This is a genomic window from Oleiagrimonas citrea (assembly GCF_012395255.1).
GTDB classification, from domain to species: domain Bacteria; phylum Pseudomonadota; class Gammaproteobacteria; order Xanthomonadales; family Rhodanobacteraceae; genus Oleiagrimonas; species Oleiagrimonas citrea.
Genome location: NZ_JAAZQD010000001.1, coordinates 340,040 through 358,996, shown reverse-complemented (window position 1 = coordinate 358,996; position 18,957 = coordinate 340,040). Strand labels below are relative to the sequence as shown.

Genomic DNA, 18,957 nt, shown 5'->3' with positions numbered 1-18,957 from the left:
TAGCGGATGTATGCATTGCGTTATCGTTTTATCGTCGCGCCTCCTGGCGACGCGTGAGCCATGCGTGCAGGGCCGGCATGACCAGAAGCACCAGCGGCACCTGCACCAGCATGCCGGCGATGATGGCGACGGCCAACGGCTGCTGCATCTGCGCGCCGCGTCCCAGCGCCAGGGCCAGTGGCGCCAGGGTCAGGATGGCGGCGATGGTGGACATCAGGATCGGTCGCATGCGATGGCGGCCGGCGTACTGGCGCGCCGCATTCGTGTCCATTTTGCAGCGGGCGTCCTCGTATTCCGAGAAGTAGAAGATGGCCAGTTCCGTGACGATGCCGACGATCATGGTCATGCCCATGATGGCGCTGATGTTGAGCTGGATGCCGGTCACCCACAGGCCGATGAACACCATCGACAGCGCCAGTAGCGGCATGGCGAGGATCGACAGCGCCACGCGGAAGCTCTCGTACAGGAACAGCAGCAGGGTAAACACCAGGGCGATGGCCGCGATCAGTACCAGCGAGAGGTCGTGGAAGGCCTTCTGCTGCTGCGCGTAGAGTCCGCCGAGTTGGTAGTACATGCCGTTCGGCACCATGCCCGGACGCGCCAGTACGTGTTTGACGTCGGCGATGGTCGAGCCCAGCCCGCGTCCGCTGATGCGTGCGGTGACCGCGACCATGCGCTTGAGGTTGTCGCGCTCGATCTCCGGTTGGCCGGTCACCACGCGGATATGCGCCAGCTCGGAAAGCGGACGCACGTGTCCGTGCGCGCCGCGGATCGGCAGGTCCTGCAGCTGCTCGACGCGGTGATGATCGCGGCGCGGCAGCCACACGCGCACGCCGACCATCTTCGGTCCTCGCGGCAGTTCCGCCGCGACCGTGCCGGCGATGGCGCGATGGACCTGGGCGGTGACCTGGTCCGGTGTCAGGCCGAGCAGCGCGGCGCGGTCGGCGTCCACGTGCACGTCCAGCGCGTCGCCGGCGGGATTGATGCCGTTGCGCACGTCGACCACGCCCGGCACGCCGCCGAGGGCCTTGGCGACGCGCCGTGCCGTGCTCGAAAGCTCCTGTGGACGGTCCCCGAACAGCTTGATTTCAATGGGTTGGGGGACCTCGGTGAGGTCGCCGATGAGGTCTTCCATCAGCTGCGAAAGTTCAATGTCGAGCCCGGGAACCTTGTGTTCGATACGGGTTCGGATCTGCTCCATCACCGCCTCGGCCGAGGGCCGGTTGCCGTCCTTGAGGCGGACGAAGAAGTCGCCGGTGTTGGCCTCGGTCAGACCGCCACCGAGCTGCAGTCCGGTGCGCCGGGAATAGGTCGACACGTAGGGATTGGCACGGGTGATCTGCTCCACCTGGTCGAGCAGGCGGTTGGTCTCGGTCAGCGACGTGCCGGGCGGGGACATGTAGTCGAGGATGAAGCCGCCTTCGTCCATCTGCGGCATGAATCCGGTACTGACCCGGGTGTAGGCCAGGCCACCCAGTGCCAGCAGTGGCAGCACGGCGATCAGGATCAGCGCCGGACGGCGGACCAGTCGGTCGAGCAGTCTTGCATAGCCGGACTGCAGGCGGCGGGTGAGGCGGTTGGGTTCGGGTTCGTGGGCGTGCCGCTCGTCGATCAGCCAGCCGGCCAGCAGCGGCACTGCGACCCAGTTCAGTACCCAGGAGATCACCAGGGCGCTGGCCATGGTCAGCGACAGCGCCTTGAAGAAGGCGCCAGTCACGCCGGAGAGGAACGTCAGCGGCAGGAAGATGATCACCGTGGCGGCGCTCGACCCGGTCAGCGGCCGGGTGAACTCCCAGGCCGCGCCGGCGATGCGTTCGTGGACATGGCCCGTGCCGTCGCGCAGCCGGCGCATGATGTGCTCCAGCATCACCATGACGTCGTCCACGATCAGGCCGACGGCGGCGGCCATGCCGCCCAGCGTCATCATGTTGAAGCTCATGTGCAGCACCGACAGCAGCAATGCCGTCACGGCCAGCACTGCGGGCACCACGATCATGGCGATCAGGATCACGCGCGCATTGCGCAGGAAGGCCAGCAGCACCAGTCCGGCGAGGACGATGCCGATGCCGATGGCGTCGCGCACGCTGGCCGCGGCGCCCTTGACCAGCTGCGTCTGGTCGTACCAGTTGGCGATCTTCACATGCGGGGGCAGGGCATAGCCGGCCAGGCGCTTCTTCACCGCGCGCGCGATCTGGACGCTGTTGCCCGAGGGTTGCTGATAGACCTGCAGCAGCACCGCATCGTGTCCGTCAGCGTTGACGCGTATCCACTGCGGCACGTGGCCGAGCCGGATCGAGGCGACATCGCCCAGATGCACCAGGCCGTCGTCACCGTGCTTGACCACGATGCCGCGCAGCTTGCTCAGGCTCACGGGCTGGTTGTCGGCCAGCAGCAGGAACAGCTTGTAGTGATCCTGAATGCGGCCCATGGCGCGGATGGTGGCGGCCTGGGACACCGCCCGGTCCAGGTCGGATAGCGTCAGGCCGTGGGCGCGTAGCCGCCTCAGGTCGACGTCGACATGGTATTCCCCGATGGTGCCGCCCTGGACACCGACCTGGGCCACGCCCGGAATGCCTGACAGCAGCGGTCGCAGCTGATAGGCAGCCAGGTCGTGCAACTGGCTCGGCGAAAGCGTGTCCGAGCGCAGGCTGTAGGCCAGTATCGGATACGTCACCGGGTCCATGCGTTCGGTCGAGACGCGCGTGGCCGAGGGCAGGTCGGGCAGCGTCTGCGAGACGGCGGCATTGACGTTCAGCAGCGCGCGGCCCATGTCCGCGCCCCAGTCGAAGCGCACCTGGATCTCGGCGCTGCCGCGGCTGGTGGTCGAGCGCACGTCGCGCACGCCACGCACGTTGCGTACGGCATTCTCGATGGGTGTTGTCACCTGCACCGCCATCTGCGTGGCGGGGCGGTCACCAGCGTCCAGGGTAATGCGCACACGCGGGAACGAGACGTCGGGGAACAGCGAGACCGGCATGCGGAAGGCCGCCATCAGTCCGCCCAGCGTCAGCATCAGCACCATGAACATCAGCGCGCGCTGATGTCGGCGCATCCACATCGTCACTTTCATGGTTTGGCCTTGCGCACCGCGTCGCCGTCGGAAAGCTCATAGGCGCCCATGACGATGACCGGCAGGTCGGGTTGCAGCTTTCCGTGCACGCCGATGGTGTCGCCGTGGGGCTGCACCACCGTCACGTTCACGCGCCGTGCGTGTCCCTTGAGGTCCTGGAACAGGTAGCTGTCGTGGCCGTGATGCAGCACGGCCGCGCGCGGCACGGCCCAGGCGGGATAGTGCCGGGTCTGGATTCGCCCGGACACCGGGCTGCCCGCGACCAGTTTCGCGGCCATCGCGGCGGGGATGGTCACGCGGACCGGCACCAGTCCGGACGCGGGATCGATGGCGTGACCGACCATGTCGACGGTACCCATGGTGTGCACGGAAGCATCGTAGACCTTCGTCAGTTTCACCGGCATGCCGGCCTGCACGGCATCGACATGGTCCGGCTGCACGCCGAGCCGTGCCTCCAGTCCGCACGAGGGGGAAAAGTCCATCAGCGGCGCGTTGGCGGCTACGCGATCGCCACGCTCTGCGTGCAGGGTCGTGATCACGCCATCGGCGGGCGCACGCAAATCGTAGGTGCGGCGATCGTTGCCCAACGCGCGCTGGGCCTGGAGTGCGGCCTGGGCATCGGTCAGGGCGTTCTGCGCGGCGGCCAGCTGTTCGCGAGTGGCCAGGTGCTGTCCGGCCAGGCGTCGGGTGCGTTGCAGGTTTGTCTTCGCCAGTTTCAGAGCGGACAGGGCCTTGTGCCAGTCCGCACGCGCGGAGGGATCGGTTGCCATACGCAGCAACACCTGCCCCTTGTGCACGGGCTGACCAGCCGATACCGGCAGCGCGGTCACCTGACCGCCGTGTCCCAGACTCAGACGCTGCAGTTGGCTGCTGTCGGCAATGGCCGTGCCCCATCCGGCGAGGTCGTCATGGAATGTACGCTGGACCGGCTGCACGGTGGTGATGGCGACGCTGGAGGCATGCGCCGAGTTATCGGGTGCATGGCTGCAGCCGGCCAGAAGCACCAGCAACAAGCTCGGCGCGAGGCGTGAGAGAGACACGTTCATGATGAGCGGTTCCCGGTTTTCGGGGAGGGGGCATCCGGCGTCGTCGCATCGGTCCAGTCGCCGCCGAGCAGAGTCTCCAGCGCGATCGATGCCTTGGCGCGCTGTCGACGCAGGCGGTTCATCTGCAGATCGGCCTGCAGGGCGCTGGCACGGATGGCGAGCCAGGTCGGCCAGTCCAGTGCGCCGCTGCGCCAGTTTTCCGTGGCGGATCGTTCAGCGCGATCCATGCGGTGTGCATGCTCCGCGGCAGCGTCGATCTGTCCGCGCAGCGTGTGCAGAGCGGCGACCAATCGGTGCACGTCGTTGCGTGTGGCCAGCAGGCGCGCCCGGTACGCATCGGCCAGTGCCTGACGAGTGGCGCGCGTCACGGCAATGCGTCCGCGGTTGCCGTCGAACAGGGGTAGCGTCAGGCCGATGCTGAAGCCATGGGTGTGCACGTTGCTGGTGTCGCGCGCACGGTTGAAGCCCACCTGGATGTCGGGGAACTGTCCGAGAATCGCCGCGCGCACCCTGGCTTCCTGCGCCGCGTAGCCGGCTTTCAGCGCCAGCAGGTCCGGGCGGCGTCGGGCCAGGTCTTTCTCGGCGTGCGCGACCTGCGCGGCCGAGGGGCGTGGCTGCCAGTCCGGACCGGTCAGGCGCAGCGGGGCGTCTGGCGCGAGGCCAAGCAATCCGCGCAGGTCGGATTCGGCCTGGTCGAGCTGCCTTGACGTGTCGGCGAGCTGGTTGCGCACCTGGGCCGTGGCGTCCAGTCCGGCGCTGGCGCCGGCGTAGTCGAGGTCGCCCGAGCGCAGCGCCTTCTGGATGCTTGCGTCGAGGCCGCGCAGCGCGGTGAGCTCACGCTGCAATCGGTGCTGCTGTGCACGCAGGGCATGTACCTGATCGAACAACAGACGGGCGTGGGCGATGGTCTGCCATTCCGCCCAGAGCAATTGCAGACGAATCTGACGCTGGCTCGCACGGGCGCTGGTGACCCGAGCCGAACGCGTCAGCAGCGGTCCGAGGTCGTAGCTCAGACCCAGGCTGTAGGCGCTGCTCACGTCCGCATTGGGGTTGTCCAGGATGTCTCGGCTGGCGGCAAGCTGCGGATCGGGCAGCAGGCCGGCTTCGAAGGCCTGGGCGCGACCGATGTCGAGCCGATCGCGCAGGGTCCTTAGCCGCGGATTGTTGACCACGGCCAGCATGGCCGTTTCGGTGACATCCAGTCCGTTCGAGGGGTCGAAACGGTGCGAGCGCAGTGCCGGCATCGGCATGCGTGCAGCGGGTACCTCGAGTGCGGAGGCATTCTGCGCCGCGGGACGGGGATGAAGCGGTTGCGGGCGGTAGATCGCGCAACCGGCGAGCGCCGTCAGGACGCATCCACTGAGCAGATGCGCAACTCGACGCGCTTTGTACCGGACGAGGACGGCCGGTACGCGGCGGGGGGATAACCAGGGCATGCCTACACGCTAATGCGAACCACTTAGTTTCGCCTTAGCGATTTGGCGCGATCACATACGGAACACACCGTAGCGCTGGGACTCGATCGGCGCGTTCATCGATGCGGAGATCGCCAGGCCCAGCACGCGACGCGTGTCGGCGGGGTCGATCACACCGTCGTCCCACAGTCGGGCGCTGGCGTAATAGGGATGGCCCTGGCGTTCGTACTGCTCGCGGATCGGCGCCTTGAACTGCTCTTCCTCGTCCGCGCTCCACTCGCCGCCGCGCGTCTCGATGCCGTCGCGCTTGACCGTCGCCAGCACGCTGGCAGCCTGTTCGCCGCCCATCACGCTGATGCGCGCGTTGGGCCAGGTCCACAGGAAGCGCGCGCCGTAGGAGCGCCCGCACATGGCGTAGTTGCCGGCCCCGAAGCTGCCGCCGATGATGACGGTGAACTTGGGCACGTGCGAGCAGGCCACGGCGGTGACCATCTTGGCGCCGTCCTTGGCAATGCCGGCGTTCTCGTACTTCTTGCCGACCATGAAGCCGGTGATGTTCTGCAGGAACACCAGCGGCACGTTGCGCTGGTTGCACAGTTCGATGAAGTGCGCGCCCTTGAGTGCGCTCTCGGCGAACAGGATGCCGTTGTTGGCGACGATACCGACCGGGTAGCCGTGGATGTGCGCGAAGCCGCACACCAGGGTCTTGCCGTAGCGCGCCTTGAACTCGTGGAACTCGGAGCCGTCGACGATGCGCGCGATCACCTCACGGATGTCGAACGGGCGGCGCGTGTCCTGCGGGATCACGCCGTACAGCTCCTCGGCGGCGAACTTCGGCTCGACCGGTTCGCGCACGGCCAGCGGCATGCTCTTCGTGCGGTTGAGGCTGGCGACGATGTCGCGCGCGATGGACAGGGCATGCGCATCGTTCTCGGCGAAGTGGTCGGCCACGCCGGATTGCGACGTGTGCACGTCGGCGCCGCCCAGCGCCTCGGCGTCGACTTCCTCGCCGGTGGCGGCCTTCACCAGCGGCGGGCCGCCGAGGAAGATGGTGCCCTGTTCGCGCACGATGATGGTCTCGTCGCTCATCGCCGGCACGTAGGCGCCGCCGGCCGTACACGAACCCATCACCACGGCGATCTGCGGGATGCCCAGCCCGGACATGCGCGCCTGGTTGTAGAAGATGCGGCCGAAGTGCTCCTTGTCCGGGAACACCTCGTCCTGCAGCGGCAGGAAGGCGCCGCCGGAATCGACCAGGTAGATGCAGGGCAGGCGATTTTCCAGAGCCACTTCCTGCGCGCGCAGGTGCTTCTTCACCGTCATCGGGAAGTAGGTGCCGCCCTTGACCGTGGCATCGTTGGCGACGATCACCACTTCCTGGCCGTGTACCCGGCCGATGCCGGTGACCACGCCGGCGGCCGGCGCGGCGTCGTCGTACATGCCGTGCGCGGCGAAGGCGGACAGTTCCAGGAACGGGGCGCCCGGGTCGAGCAGGGCGCGGATACGCTCGCGCACCAGCAGCTTGCCGCGGTCCAGGTGCTTGGTGCGCGCCCGCTCGCCGCCACCCTGGGCGACGCGATCCAGTTGCTGCTTCAGGTCGTCGACCAGCGCGCCCAGCGCTGCGGCGTTGTCGCGGAAGTCGTCCGAGCGTGGGTCGATGCGGGATTCGAGAATGGGCATGGAAGGTCCGTTGGCTGCATCAGCGAAGCGTCCATGATACGGGTCGCGCGGTCCGCTTCCAAAAGCACTGCGCCCGGATGCCTGAGGCGATCCGGGCGCAGTGGACGTGCATCTCAAGGCGCACGCGGCGATACGTGCGGTCGGGTCAGCTGCCCGATCCCATGTCATCGCCGGACATGCTCGAGCTGCTGCTGGCCGGTTCCGGCGCAGACATGGCTGAGCCGGGCTCCATCGGAGCGGACGTGCTCGATGGCGGCGTGGTCGGCTGCATGGCGGCGTTCTCGTCCGGCGTCATGCTGGCATGGTCGCTCGGCGTCATGGCCGCAGTGGAAGCTGCCGCCGGCTGCTGGGCGTTGTCGTCACTTTTGTGGCTGCAGGCGCCGAGGGCGGCAATCATGGCGGCGGCAAGGGCGATACGCGAAATGTTCATGGATGTCCTCCATCCTGTGTGTGGGTTGGGCCGTACCATTCAAACATGCGCGACACGCTCGTGGCGCGCGTCAGCGAACCGCAGTATGGAGTTTGTTCATGAAACTTTCGTGCAGGTCGAGCGCCTTTCGCGGCGCTGAATCGGTCGCAGTGGAAGGCGCATAAAAAAAACCGGCCGCGGATAATGCGGCCGGTTTTCTCGGTGCAGTGGTCGGCGATTCAGTTGCCGGAGCCGCTGTCGTCGCTATGCATGGCGTCCTTGGCCTTTTCCTTGGCCTTGTCGACCATGGTGCCCATCTTGTCGCCGGCCTTCTTGGCCATGGCGTCCATCTTGTCGCCCATGCTGGACGAGGACGATGCCGCCGCGGCGGAGCTGGAGGCTTCCGCTGCAGCACTGGCAGCCTCGGCAGCCGAGCTGGCTGCGTCCGCCGCCGTGTCCGCAGCCTGCTGCGCCTTGTCCGCCGCATCGGAGGCAGCCTGCTGGGCCTGATCCGCGGCCTGCTGGGTCTGATCGGCGGCCGACTGGGCGTTCTGCGCATCGTTCGAACCGCTCTTGCCGCAGGCGGCGAGCAGGGCGATGAGTGCGCAGGCTAAGAGGATACGCGTGAACTTCATTGAGCTTCTCCCTTGAGATGCCGTGGAATGCCGTAATGGCGGCCTATTAATAGCGCGTTCTTTTCGGCGATGCCATATAAATTGCGCCGAAAAAAATCCACTGGCTGTTGAGGTTTTGCTCTTCGTTCACGGATTATCTCAATCGCATTCGATCGCGATCGCCGTGGCTTCGCCGCCGCCGATGCACAGCGATGCGACGCCGCGCTTCAGACCGCGCGCCTGCATGGCGTAAAGCAGTGTGACCAGGATGCGCGCGCCGCTCGCGCCGATCGGGTGGCCCAGCGCACAGGCGCCGCCATGGACGTTGACCTTGTCGTGCGGGATGTCCAGTTCCTTCATCGCGGCCATGGCGACCACGGCGAAGGCTTCGTTGATCTCGAACAGATCCACGTCCTCGGCTTTCCAGCCGGCCTTGTCCAGCACCTTCTGCATCGCGCCGACCGGGGCGGTGGTGAACCATTCCGGTTCCTGCGAATGCGTGGCGTGGGCGACGATGCGCGCCAGCGGCTTGGCACCGCGTGCGGCGGCGTCGTCGGCGCTCATCAGCACCAGTGCGGCGGCGCCGTCGGAGATGCTGGATGCGCTGGCGGCGGTGATGGTGCCGTTTTCCTTGCGGAAGGCCGGGCGCAGGTTCGGGATCTTCTCGATGCTGCTGCGGCCGGGCTGCTCGTCGATGACGTGGCTGACTTCGCCCTTGCGGCTCTTGACCGTGACCGGAACGATCTCGGCGTCGAACGCCTGGCTCTCCTGCGCCGCGCGTGCGCGCTCGACGGAGGCGATGGCGAAGGCGTCCTGGTCCTCGCGGCTGAAGTGGTACTTGTCCGCGCACGATTCGCCGAACACGCCCATGGCCTTGCCGTCGTAGGGATTGGTCAGGCCGTCCCAGGCCATGTGGTCGACCAGCTTGCCATCACCGTAGCGGATGCCGGCGCGCGCCTGCACCATGTGCGGCGCGTTGGTCATCGACTCCATGCCGCCGGCGACGACGACGGAAGCCGAGCCGGCCTTGATCAGGTCATGGCCCAGCATCACGGCCTTCATGCCCGATCCGCAGACCTTGTTGACCGTCGTGCAGCCAGCCGACAGCGGCAGGTTCGCGCCGATCGCGGCCTGGCGGGCGGGGGCCTGGCCCAGATTGGCCGGCAGCACGCAGCCCATGAAGACTTCGGAAACGTCCTGCGCGGAGACGCCGGACTGCTCGACGGCGGCAGCGATGGCGGTCGCGCCAAGGGTCGGCGTCGGCACGCCGCTGAACTGGCCGAGGAACGAGCCGATGGCGGTGCGCTTGGCACCCACAATGACGATGTCGGACATGGAAAGCTCCGTGAATGACGTGAATGGGCAGCGGCGACGGCTGCGGAGCCGTGCATTATGACGGTGCGCCCGGTATTGCGGCAATCGAGAGGCACAGCGGTGCGATGTGCAGAACACGGCGACCTCATGTTGTTGATGCCGCATCACGCGCATACACTGCGGTTTCGGGGAAAACAAAAAGGCAGCTTGTCTGCCGTGTATTTGGGGGAGTTCGATGAGAAGGATGCGTATTCGCAAGCGGCCCGTGAGCGCGGCCGTGGCCATGGCCGTGGTGCTGAGTCTGTCCGCCTGCGGCGGAGGCGGGGGCAGCAACATCCGGCCGACAACCTCGGCCAGTCCGCCGCCCGCACCGGCACCTGCGCCCGCGCCAGCACCGGCACCGCCTCCGCCTCCCCAGCCGCCGCTGGATGCCCAGCTTTCGCTGACCAACACCTACGCAGCGCATGATGCCGGCTTCACCGGCGCAGGCGTGACCATCGGCGTGGTCGATACGGGCATCAATCACCTGAACCCGACCGTGCAGGGGCGGGTCACGAATCTTCCCGCGTACCTGGATCCCAGCACCAATGATCTGACCAAGGACGATGTGGTCGGGCACGGAACCTGGGTCTCGGAAATCGCCGCCGGCCAGCCGTACGGGCAATTTCCCGGCGGCATCGCGCCGGGCGCGAATCTGGTCGGGGCGCGCATCATCAGCGATACGCCGCCCAAGGACGACGGCAGCGGCCAGGGCAACGCCGTGCAGCCCTCGGACGCGGATTTCTTCGCCAATTACCTGAATCCGGATCTCATCAACGCCGGCGTGCAGGTCATGAACAATTCCTGGGGAGGCCTCTACTGGGATCCTTCCAACGCCGATCAGGTCGGCAAGGCGTTCGCCGCTGCCTACCGGCCCTTCGTGATCGACCATGGTGGGATCGTGGTCTTCGCCACCGGAAACGACGGCAACGCCAAGGTCGGGCACCCCGAGCCCAGCGACACCGCGGCGCTTCCGTACTGGGGGCCGGACCTGGAGCGCGGCTGGATCGCCGCCGCGGCGCTCGATAGCAATCATCCGACACAACTTGCCGAGTACTCGAATAAGTGCGGCAAGGCGATGAACTACTGCATCAGCGCGCCGGGCAACGTCATCGTTCTCGACGCCGCCGCGACGTCCAGCACCAACTCGCCGGACTATTACATCGTCGAGGGCACATCGTTCGCTACACCCGAAGTGTCCGGCGCGGCGGCGCTGGTCTGGCAGGCCTTTCCCTATTTCGACAACGACATGGTGCGGCAGACCATTCTCGGCACGGCAACGGATCTGGGCGCGGCCGGCGTCGATCCGATGTTCGGCTGGGGCGCACTGAACGTGGGCAAGGCCGTGAAGGGACCGGCGAACTTCGCCTGGGGCGACGTCTCGGTCAGCTTCGACGGCATCACCTCGACCTGGTCCAACGACATCGTCGGTGCAGGCGGATTGAGCAAGGACGGCAGCGGTACACTGGTGCTAGCCGGTCACGACACCTACCAGGGCGATACCCAGGTCCTGGGCGGCGCCCTGCAGACCGCCTTCACGCTGCCCGGCAATGCGACGGTGGCCAGCGGTGCGACGCTCACCGGCATGTACGACGTGGGCGCAGGCGACGTGCCGGTCGGTCTTCCGGGCGTGCAGGGGAACCTCTCCAATGCGGGCGTCGTGCTGGTCGCGGGCGGCAACGCCGAGGTCGGCGGCAATTACATTCAGGCCAGTTCGGGCTCGCTGTCGATCAGTCTGGGTTCCAGGCTCGACGTGGCCGGCACGGCCAACATCGACGGCAACCTCAACATCGTCGGCAAGGATGCGGGCTACGTCACCAACAGCCACGAGAACCTGCTGACCGCAGCCGGCGGCGTGACCGGCACCTTCGCCACCTTCACGCTGAGTAGCGGTGTATTCCTGAGCAGCACGGTGCAGTACGACGTCAACGACGTGTGGATCGACACCACCAGTCTGAGCGTCACGACCACCGCGGCCTCCGCCGGTTTCGGTGCACAGCCCGCGGTGATGGGCAGTGCGCAGCGTGTCGACGGTGCGTTCCAGCAGGTCAACGCCAGTCTGTCCGGCGGCGGCACGGTGGCGAACGGCTTCATCCGTGCGGCTGGCGCGATCCAGCACACGCAAACGCTCTCTGCCGCGCAGCTGTCCCTGCAGAGTCTGTCCGGCGAACTGCACGCGGTCAGCGCGGCGATGGCGTTCCAGAGCATCGACGCGACCAGCCGCACGCTGTCCGACCGTTTCGATCACTTGGTCGAAAAGGGCGGCTACGGCATGTGGACGCAGCAACTCGACCTGAGCGGTTCGATGGCGCGCAGCGGTTTCGATGGCGTCGGTTTCCAGCTCAACGGTTGGCTGGTGGGCAGCGACCGGGGCATCGGCCAGCACGGTGTGGCCGGTTTCGCCTTCGGTCAGAGCCAGGGCGATCAGCGCTTGCAGCAGCGCGCCGACCGCGACCGTAGCCGCGATACCGAAGGCATGCTCTACGCCGGGTGGATGCGCGGCGACTGGTACACCCAGGGCCGGGTCGGCTTCGGCCATATCCGTCAGAACGTCAGTCGCCAGTTGCTGCTGGGCGCGAACTGGATGCCGGTGTCGACGCACTACAACGGCCAGTACCAGGTCGCCTACGGCGAGAGCGGACTGCATCTGCGCCAGGGCCGCAATCGACTGATTCCCTATGTGAATGTGCAGTACGCACAGATCCGCCGCGACGGATTCGCAGAGCAGGGCGCGTACGGTTTCGGGCTGCAGTCGCCGAGGCAGACGCTGTCGCGCTGGCAGGCCGGCGTCGGCCTGCGCGCTGCACACCACGTCGATTTTGCCGGCGGTCCCTCGGTGGACTTCACGGCGCGTGTGCAGTGGCAGCGCACCCTGGCGTCCAGCGGCGACGTGTTCGATGCCAGCTTCGTCGGCGTGCAGGACTGGCGGCCGCTGGTCGGCATCGGCCTGTCCCGCTACAGCGGCCTGTTCGGCGTCGGCATGAACGCGCACCTGAGTCCGAAGGCGACGCTGAAGTTCGGCTACGACTATCAGCTCGGGCAGCGGATCAAGTCGAAGCAGCTGATGGCGCGCTTCAATCTGGCGTTCTAAAGTTAGCGCAGATCAACGTTTACGCATGGACACCGCCAACACGAAGAACATGAAAAGCGCCAGAGGCAGCACGCTGGTGTCACCCGTCTTGCCGTTGCCCGAGAAGACTTTAAGATAGGCCATGGCTGCGACGAGCGAAGCGCCGATGAGAAGGATCATCACCGTGACGGCGACACGCGCACGTGTTTCCTTGGCCACCCGGTTTCTTGTTTGCTCCAACTCGGCCTGGCTGCTTCGACTTTCCAATCGGTTGCCGTGTTTTACAGGTGCCGCTGCCTCGAATTGAATGCGACGGAAGTGCTGCAATACATCAGGTAGTGAGATAGAGCCCGGCCTCAGTGCGATCAGGCGTCTTAATTGATGGACGTCCGACCATTGCAGAACTTCCCACAATGCGAGCGCATGGTTGTGACTCAGATTTGGGTCATGGATCACGCGTTCGAGCAGTAGTGCGGAGATTCTGTCGCGATGTACCAATGAAACCAGGGCGTTGTGTCGCTTGAGCCAACCACAGAGCGCATTCTCGGGAATTTCCTGCATGCCTTCATACAGACTCTGCGCGGCCTTCACTGGATCTGTAGAGATGGGTACGACATCTTGCTGTGAAGGAAACCCTGTGCGCTTTGTCCTGAGTGCCGAGGACGAAAAAGCGGGTTTCATGGGCATTGCAGCGGGAGTCTGGGGCAGACTTTTCGGAGTTGCCAGTGGGCGCCGGGGTTCGCCGAGACGGTTCAATGCCCACTCGTAGGCCAAGCGCAGGCGTTGGAATCCTTCAGCATCCTCCTCCGGGCGACAGTGTCGTAAAGCCGTCGCATAGGCACGTTTGATGGCTCTACGGTCGGTCGTCGGAGCGATGCCGAGGATTTGCCATGGGTTATTCCGGGGAAGCGTCATCGGAAAGCCCCGGTTTCAACCTGCTCGAGCATCTCCGCCATACGTTTTCTGGCCTTGCGAATTCTTGATTCATCCTGGCTTTCTAGTTCGGCTTGGAAGGCCGTCAACCACTCGCCGATCATTTTGCGGTAATCGCCCAGACATTCCGCATACAGACGCTTCGCACGAGTCATGAGTGCCTGGTTCGCTTGTTGGTCGCGAGGATGGATCTTGATTTTTTCCAATGCTTTCAGGCGTTGGCGAATTTCATCTTTGCTGAGCACGCCAGGGTTGCTTTCAATCACCAGGCGGTAGCGTTCATCCGTGCCCATCACGACTGCTTCGACTTCGAGTAGTCCGTTGACGTCGTAGGTGAAGCGAACTTCCGCTCCGGTTTCTGTCGATCCGTTCACGGGCAAATAGACATTCAACGTACCGAGCAACACGTTGTCCGATACGCGGGGCGATTCACCTTGATAGACGTTCAGCGTAATCAAACGCTGTCCATTGCGCATCGGCCGATACAATCCAGATCGACTGACCGGGACGGCCATATTGCGTTCGATGATTGGAGAAAACAGACCCTCCATGATCTGACCGGAGGCAGAGCGTTCGGAAACTTCTACTCCCATCGTGTACGGACACACGTCCGTCATGATGACTTCGTCGAGTTCCTGCTGACGGCTCTTCAGGGCCGCCATCACGGTGGCGCCTATGCCGATGGCTTCATCCGGATAGATGTGCCGCAACGGAAGGCGACCGAACATGCGCGAAACCAGACGAGACACCATGAGCATGCGCGAGGCACCGCCGACAAGTACGACTTCGTCGAGGTCGTCAGGTGTCAGACTGGCATCGTTGAGTGCTCGTTCGATGGGAGCCTGCATGCGTTCGAGCAAGGGCGCGCATAGATTCTCGAATTCCTCCTGCGAGAAGCTGCAATGTACCTCTGTGCTGTTGGTTCCGTGCGGCACTTCGATGTCCACGGAAGCTCGGGTGCCCAGTTGACGCTTGGCCGTTTCCACGCGCTCTCGCCATGTGGCCTTGGTGCACAGGTCGAGATCCTGTTCGGTGATGCCACACTTTTGCAGCGCGGCGTCGAACAACTGGTCCAGGAAATCCTCGCCACCGAGATAGTTGTCACCGGCCGAGGCATGTACCTCCATGACGCCGTCGAACATTTCGAGGATCGATACGTCGAAGGTTCCTCCGCCCAGGTCGAGCACGAGAAAACGGTTCTCCGCGCCCCGCTGGTTCAGCCCATAGGCCAGTGCAGCGGCGGTAGGTTCATTGATGAGCCTTTCCACACGAATGCCGGCCAATTCACCGGCAGCGCGCGTCGCCTTGCGTTGCGCATCACTGAAATAAGCTGGAACGCTGATGATCGCTTCCGTCGGACGTTCGCCGCATTGCTTCTCGACATCGTCGATCAGGGACTTGAGTACCAGAGAACTCAGTTCTTCGGGGCGGAGCGTGTGCTTGCCAAGCTTCGTCGCTCGCGGGGTGCCCATGAAACGCTTGAACGCAGCGACGGTGCGGTCAGGGTGAGTCACCAGACGCTCGCGCGCCAGTGCCCCGACGATCATTTCGCCATGGTCGTCCAGTCCGACGACAGATGGAGTCAAGAGTGATCCCAAGGCATTCGGAACAAGTTCGGGTTTGCCGTTTTTCCACACACCGACAAGCGAGTGTGTAGTGCCGAGGTCGACCCCAATGATCATCCTTGATTTCCCCCTTGATTGTCGTCGAAGGCTTCGCCTTCAGATCATTATTTTGGTGGTCAGGCAGTATTTTTCACGCCTTGCCGTGGAACAGCTCGCGGCCGATCAGCATGCGGCGGATCTCGTTGGTGCCCGCGCCGATCTCGTACAGCTTGGCGTCGCGCAGGATGCGGCCGGTCGGGTACTCGTTGATGTAGCCGTTGCCGCCCAGCGTCTGGATGGCCTCCAGCGCCACCTGCACCGCGTCGGACGAACACTTGAGCAGACACGAGGCCGGATCGATGCGCGATTTCACGTTGTCGTCGAACTGCTGCGCGACCATGTAGGCGTAGGCGCGCGAGGACTGCAGCGCGGTGTACATGTCGGCAATCTTGGCCTGCATGATGCCGAACGTGCCGATGGGCGCGTTGAACTGCTTGCGCTCGCGGGCGTAGGGCAGGGTGATGTCCAGCGCCGCCTGCATCAGGCCGATGGGGCCGCCCGAGAGCACCAGGCGTTCGGTATCGAGGCCGCTCATCAGCACGCGCACGCCCTCGTTGACTTCGCCGACGATGTTCTCCTCGGGGATCTCGCAGTCCTCGAACACCAGTTCGCAGGTGTTGGATCCGCGCATGCCCAGTTTGTCCAGCTTCTGCGCGGTCTTGAAGCCCTTCATGCCCTTCTCGATGATGAAGGCGGTCATGCAGCGGCTGCCCGCCTCGCGGCCGGCGGTGCGCATATAGACCAGCAGCACGTCGGCGTCGGGGCCGTTGGTGATCCACATCTTCGAGCCGTTGGCGACCCACACATCGCCTTTCTTCTCGGCGCGGCAGGTCATCGAGCCGACCACGTCCGAACCCGCACCGGGCTCGCTCATCGCCAGTGCGCCGACGTATTCGCCCGAGCACAGCTTGGGAATGTATTTCTCCAGCTGTGCCTTGTTGCCGTTGTGGAAGATGTTGTTGACGCACAGGTTCGAATGCGCGCCGTAGGACAGGCCGACCGAACCGGAGGCGCGAGAGATTTCCTCCATCGCGATCAGGTGCGCCAGGTAGCCCAGGTCCGAGCCGCCGTACTCACTGCTGACGGTGACGCCGAGCAGGCCCATCTCGCCGAGCTTGCGCCACAGGTCCTCGGGGAAGACGTTCTCGCGGTCGATGCGGTCCGCGCGCGGGGCGATCTCCTTCTCCGCGAAGGCGGCCACGCTCTCGCGCAGCATGTCCAGATCATCACCGAGGGAAAAAGGACGCATAACGGACCGACTCCTTGGAAAGGGCCGTCCATGGTACCGCAGCGGCTCCACGGCGGCATCCGGGGAAACGACTCCGCTCAGCGCGCGTTGCTGCGGGTGTGTCTGTAAAGTTCTTCCAGAACAGGCAGTTGCTCGCGGAGAAGGCGAAGCTGCGTCAGAGCGACGCGCTGTTCGGCGGGCATCGTTTCGTCTGTCGACACAACGCTCTGTCCGGCGTCGCTTCGGTCCTGGTCGTTCATGGATGAGCCGTCCGCAAGCGCGTGCATGCGGGCGGCGAGCGCCGAGCCCTGCGTCGGAATCGCGCGAGCGGTGTCGGGAACCGGCGATGTCGGTCGGTGCGCGCCCAGCGCCGAGAGATGGCCGAGCAGTTCCTGGCTGGCGGCCAGCAGGCGCAGTGTCAGGTCGGCATCGGCGCGCTGGCCGGCCGGGTCACTGCGCGCATGGCCGAGATGCGCGCTCAGTTCGGCATCGGCTTCGTGCGCATCCCGCCGTGCGCGTCGGTAGGGCAGGTCGTCGCGCTTGCCGCTGGCGTACTGGGCGACGATGGCTTCGAGGTAGCCGGCCTGCGCGCGCAGCAGTTCCGCATACAGCGTGCCCAGCTCGCGTTCGCGCCAGTCCGGCAGCACCAGCAGCGTTACCGCCACTGCGATGGCGCCGCCCAGCAGGGTGTCGAGCATGCGCGGCACGATCAGCTCGAAGCCGTTGCCGATCTGATTGAAAGCCAGCAGCACGAATGCCGTGACGGCCGCCGTGGCAACCAGGTAGCGTCGATAGCGGGTCACGAAGAACAGCACGCCGCCCGCCACCGTCCACGCCAGTTGCGCGCGCGGGTCCGGGAACAGCGTGAGCAGCGCCCAGCCTGCCAAGAGGCCGACGAAGGTGCCGCCGATGCGCTGCAGCACGCGCTGCCGGGTCGCGCCGTGACTGGGCTGGCACACCAGCATCACCGTCAGCAGAATCCAGTAGCCCTGGCCGGGGTGGATCAGGCGCAGCACGAGGTAGCCGATCAGCATGGCCAGACTCAGGCGCAGTGCGTGACGGAAGCGCGCCGAGGTCGGTGTGAGCTGGGTGCGGATGCGGCGCAGCGCTTCGATGGGGCCGGAAGGCGTCGGGTCGTGCAGACTGCGGTCGGCGTCTTCCGCATCGGGCGCCTCGGCGCAGGCGATGCGCCGCATCAAATGGTGAAGGTTGTCGATCAACCGGTCGAGTGCTTGCAGCAGTTCCGGTGGCGCGGATTCCGGACCGGCGCGATGCCGCGTCACCGCCTCGCGCAGTTCGCGGATGCTTTCGTCGAGTTCGTCCGACCAGCGGAACGCTGCGCCCACGCGCTCGTCCGCGGCGCGCTGCCGACAGGCCTGGGCCAGACCGCGCATCACGCGCTGGGCGCGGAACATCACATCGCTGTGGAAGAACGCTTGCGCCAGTTCCTGGTACGGATAGTGCGACGACGACGCGCGTTCATGGATGTCCTGGGCGGCCAGATACAGCGACAGCGAACGCTCCAGCGCGGCATGCGGGCGGCGTCGATCCAGCCGGTCGATCAGTGTCAGCCGGCAGCCGTTGAGCGCCTCGACCACATCGCCGTTGATCTGCGCCAGCCGCGCGCGCAGGGTCGGCACCGGCAGGTCGCGCACCGGTTCGAACAACTGCGCCTTGGCGTCGAGGTAGTCGCCGAGCGTCGCGTACAGCCGCGCCAGTGCCTGGCGCACGGGGTGCTGGACGAACAGCACGCTCCACGCCATGGCGAACAGGCCGTACCAGGCGGCGCCGGCGACCAGCAGCAGCGGCTCGTGCCAGATCGGCAGTGCGTTCGCGCCGGGCTGGTCCATGCCGATCATGGTGTACACCGCCAGCAGCAGCGTGGCGCTGGCGATGGTGGCGTAGCGAGGGCTGGCCGCGCCCAGCATCACCAGCAGGAAGCTGCCCAGTGTCAGCGCCGCGGCGAACGCCAGGGGTTGGGTGAACAGCGCTTCGACCACGAACGCGGCAATCAGGAAGCACAGCAGCGTGCCGAGCAGTGCTTGCAGTCTGCGAAGCCAGGCATCCTCGGTTTCTGCCAGTGCCGCGGCGATCACGCCGAGCAGCAGCCCGATCATCAGGTGCGGCTGTTGCGTCTGCATGCCGTATAGCGCCGCACCGAGCATCGCCAGCAAGACGCGCAGTGCATCGGCAAAGCGGTCCGAGGTTCTAAAGTGGGATAGCAAGCGCAGCATGGATAGGATTGGCTCGGTACGGCGGATCGGCTGCAGCGTAGCGCAATGCGTGCGTGTCGAGTTTGCTCGGCTCGTACGTCGTGCATAAGGACGTCGACGATTCTGGACCGCTTTGTCTGCGCCGCGCATGCCAGAGCGCAGGTGGGATCTTTTCCAGTACGGCAAGACCATGGCTGGAGTTCGCGTTCCTGGATGTTTGTTCGTGGCCGGTCTTTTTCGCAACGTGCGCTCTGAGGGTTGG

General features: G+C 65.5%; 12 protein-coding genes. 2 read left to right on the top strand and 10 right to left on the bottom strand.

The window, feature by feature from the left end; translation table 11 throughout:
* Positions 1–28: 28 nt before the first annotated feature.
* From HF690_RS01530 to HF690_RS01515, 4 genes are all read right to left on the bottom strand, one after another.
* Positions 29–3,070: an efflux RND transporter permease subunit gene (locus HF690_RS01530; RefSeq protein WP_168608214.1), complete on the bottom strand. Its 3,042-nt coding sequence runs from the start codon at positions 3,068–3,070 to the stop codon at positions 29–31.
* Positions 3,067–4,116: an efflux RND transporter periplasmic adaptor subunit gene (locus HF690_RS01525; protein WP_113065943.1), complete on the bottom strand. Its 1,050-nt coding sequence runs from the start codon at positions 4,114–4,116 to the stop codon at positions 3,067–3,069. Before HF690_RS01525 ends, HF690_RS01530 begins: the two co-directional genes overlap by 4 nt.
* A complete protein-coding gene (locus HF690_RS01520; protein WP_240151521.1) occupies positions 4,113–5,360 on the bottom strand; it encodes a TolC family protein in 1,248 nt (415 codons plus the stop codon). Before HF690_RS01520 ends, HF690_RS01525 begins: the two co-directional genes overlap by 4 nt.
* A 243-nt stretch (positions 5,361–5,603) precedes the next feature.
* Positions 5,604–7,211: a carboxyl transferase domain-containing protein gene (locus HF690_RS01515; protein ID WP_168608212.1), complete on the bottom strand. Its 1,608-nt coding sequence runs from the start codon at positions 7,209–7,211 to the stop codon at positions 5,604–5,606.
* Positions 7,212–7,387: 176 nt separating this feature from the next.
* Between HF690_RS01515 and HF690_RS01510 the strand changes: the two genes are divergently transcribed.
* Positions 7,388–7,780 carry a hypothetical protein gene (locus HF690_RS01510; RefSeq protein ID WP_205300775.1) on the top strand — a complete coding sequence of 131 codons (393 nt, stop codon included), beginning with the start codon at positions 7,388–7,390 and terminating at the stop codon, positions 7,778–7,780.
* Between the two features lie 79 nt (positions 7,781–7,859).
* Here HF690_RS01510 and HF690_RS01505 read toward each other — a convergent pair whose 3' ends face one another.
* Together HF690_RS01505 and HF690_RS01500 are read right to left on the bottom strand one after the other, a co-directional pair.
* The gene (locus tag HF690_RS01505; RefSeq protein WP_113065947.1) at positions 7,860–8,255 is read right to left on the bottom strand and encodes a hypothetical protein; all 396 of its coding nucleotides are present in this window, start codon (positions 8,253–8,255) and stop codon (positions 7,860–7,862) included.
* A 138-nt stretch (positions 8,256–8,393) separates the two neighbouring features.
* On the bottom strand, positions 8,394–9,569 hold the full coding sequence (locus tag HF690_RS01500) for a thiolase family protein (RefSeq protein WP_113065948.1): 1,176 nt from the start codon (positions 9,567–9,569) through the stop codon (positions 8,394–8,396).
* Between the two features lie 223 nt (positions 9,570–9,792).
* Here HF690_RS01500 and HF690_RS01495 point away from each other — a divergent pair, with 223 nt between their 5' ends.
* Positions 9,793–12,678 carry an autotransporter serine protease gene (locus HF690_RS01495; protein ID WP_240151520.1) on the top strand — a complete coding sequence of 962 codons (2,886 nt, stop codon included), beginning with the start codon at positions 9,793–9,795 and terminating at the stop codon, positions 12,676–12,678.
* Between the two features lie 12 nt (positions 12,679–12,690).
* Here the strand turns inward: HF690_RS01495 and HF690_RS01490 are convergent, their stop codons facing one another.
* From HF690_RS01490 to yccS, 4 genes are all read right to left on the bottom strand, one after another.
* The gene (locus HF690_RS01490) at positions 12,691–13,338 is read right to left on the bottom strand and encodes a hypothetical protein (RefSeq protein ID WP_146742347.1); all 648 of its coding nucleotides are present in this window, start codon (positions 13,336–13,338) and stop codon (positions 12,691–12,693) included.
* 230 nt (positions 13,339–13,568) lie between these two features.
* Positions 13,569–15,272: a molecular chaperone HscC gene (locus tag HF690_RS01485; protein WP_168608209.1), complete on the bottom strand. Its 1,704-nt coding sequence runs from the start codon at positions 15,270–15,272 to the stop codon at positions 13,569–13,571.
* Positions 15,273–15,345: 73 nt separating this feature from the next.
* On the bottom strand, positions 15,346–16,503 hold the full coding sequence (locus HF690_RS01480) for an isovaleryl-CoA dehydrogenase (RefSeq protein WP_113065952.1): 1,158 nt from the start codon (positions 16,501–16,503) through the stop codon (positions 15,346–15,348).
* 77 nt (positions 16,504–16,580) lie between these two features.
* Entirely contained in the window at positions 16,581–18,716 is a 2,136-nt protein-coding gene (gene yccS / locus HF690_RS01475; protein ID WP_168608208.1) for a YccS family putative transporter, read from the bottom strand.
* Positions 18,717–18,957: the final 241 nt, after the last annotated feature.

Bases quoted from the DNA above. Each gene is read 5' to 3' on its own strand.
- HF690_RS01530 (WP_168608214.1), bottom strand. From the start codon at position 3,070: ATGAAAGTGACGATGTGGATGCGCCGACATCAGCGCGCGCTGATGTTC.
- HF690_RS01515 (WP_168608212.1), bottom strand. From the start codon at position 7,211: ATGCCCATTCTCGAATCCCGCATCGACCCACGCTCGGACGACTTCCGC.
- HF690_RS01510 (WP_205300775.1), top strand. From the start codon at position 7,388: ATGCTCGAGCTGCTGCTGGCCGGTTCCGGCGCAGACATGGCTGAGCCG.
- HF690_RS01500 (WP_113065948.1), bottom strand. From the start codon at position 9,569: ATGTCCGACATCGTCATTGTGGGTGCCAAGCGCACCGCCATCGGCTCG.
- HF690_RS01525 (WP_113065943.1), bottom strand. From the start codon at position 4,116: ATGAACGTGTCTCTCTCACGCCTCGCGCCGAGCTTGTTGCTGGTGCTT.
- yccS (WP_168608208.1), bottom strand. From the start codon at position 18,716: ATGCTGCGCTTGCTATCCCACTTTAGAACCTCGGACCGCTTTGCCGAT.
- HF690_RS01490 (WP_146742347.1), bottom strand. From the start codon at position 13,338: ATGAAACCCGCTTTTTCGTCCTCGGCACTCAGGACAAAGCGCACAGGG.
- HF690_RS01485 (WP_168608209.1), bottom strand. From the start codon at position 15,272: ATGATCATTGGGGTCGACCTCGGCACTACACACTCGCTTGTCGGTGTG.
- HF690_RS01480 (WP_113065952.1), bottom strand. From the start codon at position 16,503: ATGCGTCCTTTTTCCCTCGGTGATGATCTGGACATGCTGCGCGAGAGC.
- HF690_RS01520 (WP_240151521.1), bottom strand. From the start codon at position 5,360: ATGCCGGCACTGCGCTCGCACCGTTTCGACCCCTCGAACGGACTGGAT.
- HF690_RS01495 (WP_240151520.1), top strand. From the start codon at position 9,793: ATGCGTATTCGCAAGCGGCCCGTGAGCGCGGCCGTGGCCATGGCCGTG.
- HF690_RS01505 (WP_113065947.1), bottom strand. From the start codon at position 8,255: ATGAAGTTCACGCGTATCCTCTTAGCCTGCGCACTCATCGCCCTGCTC.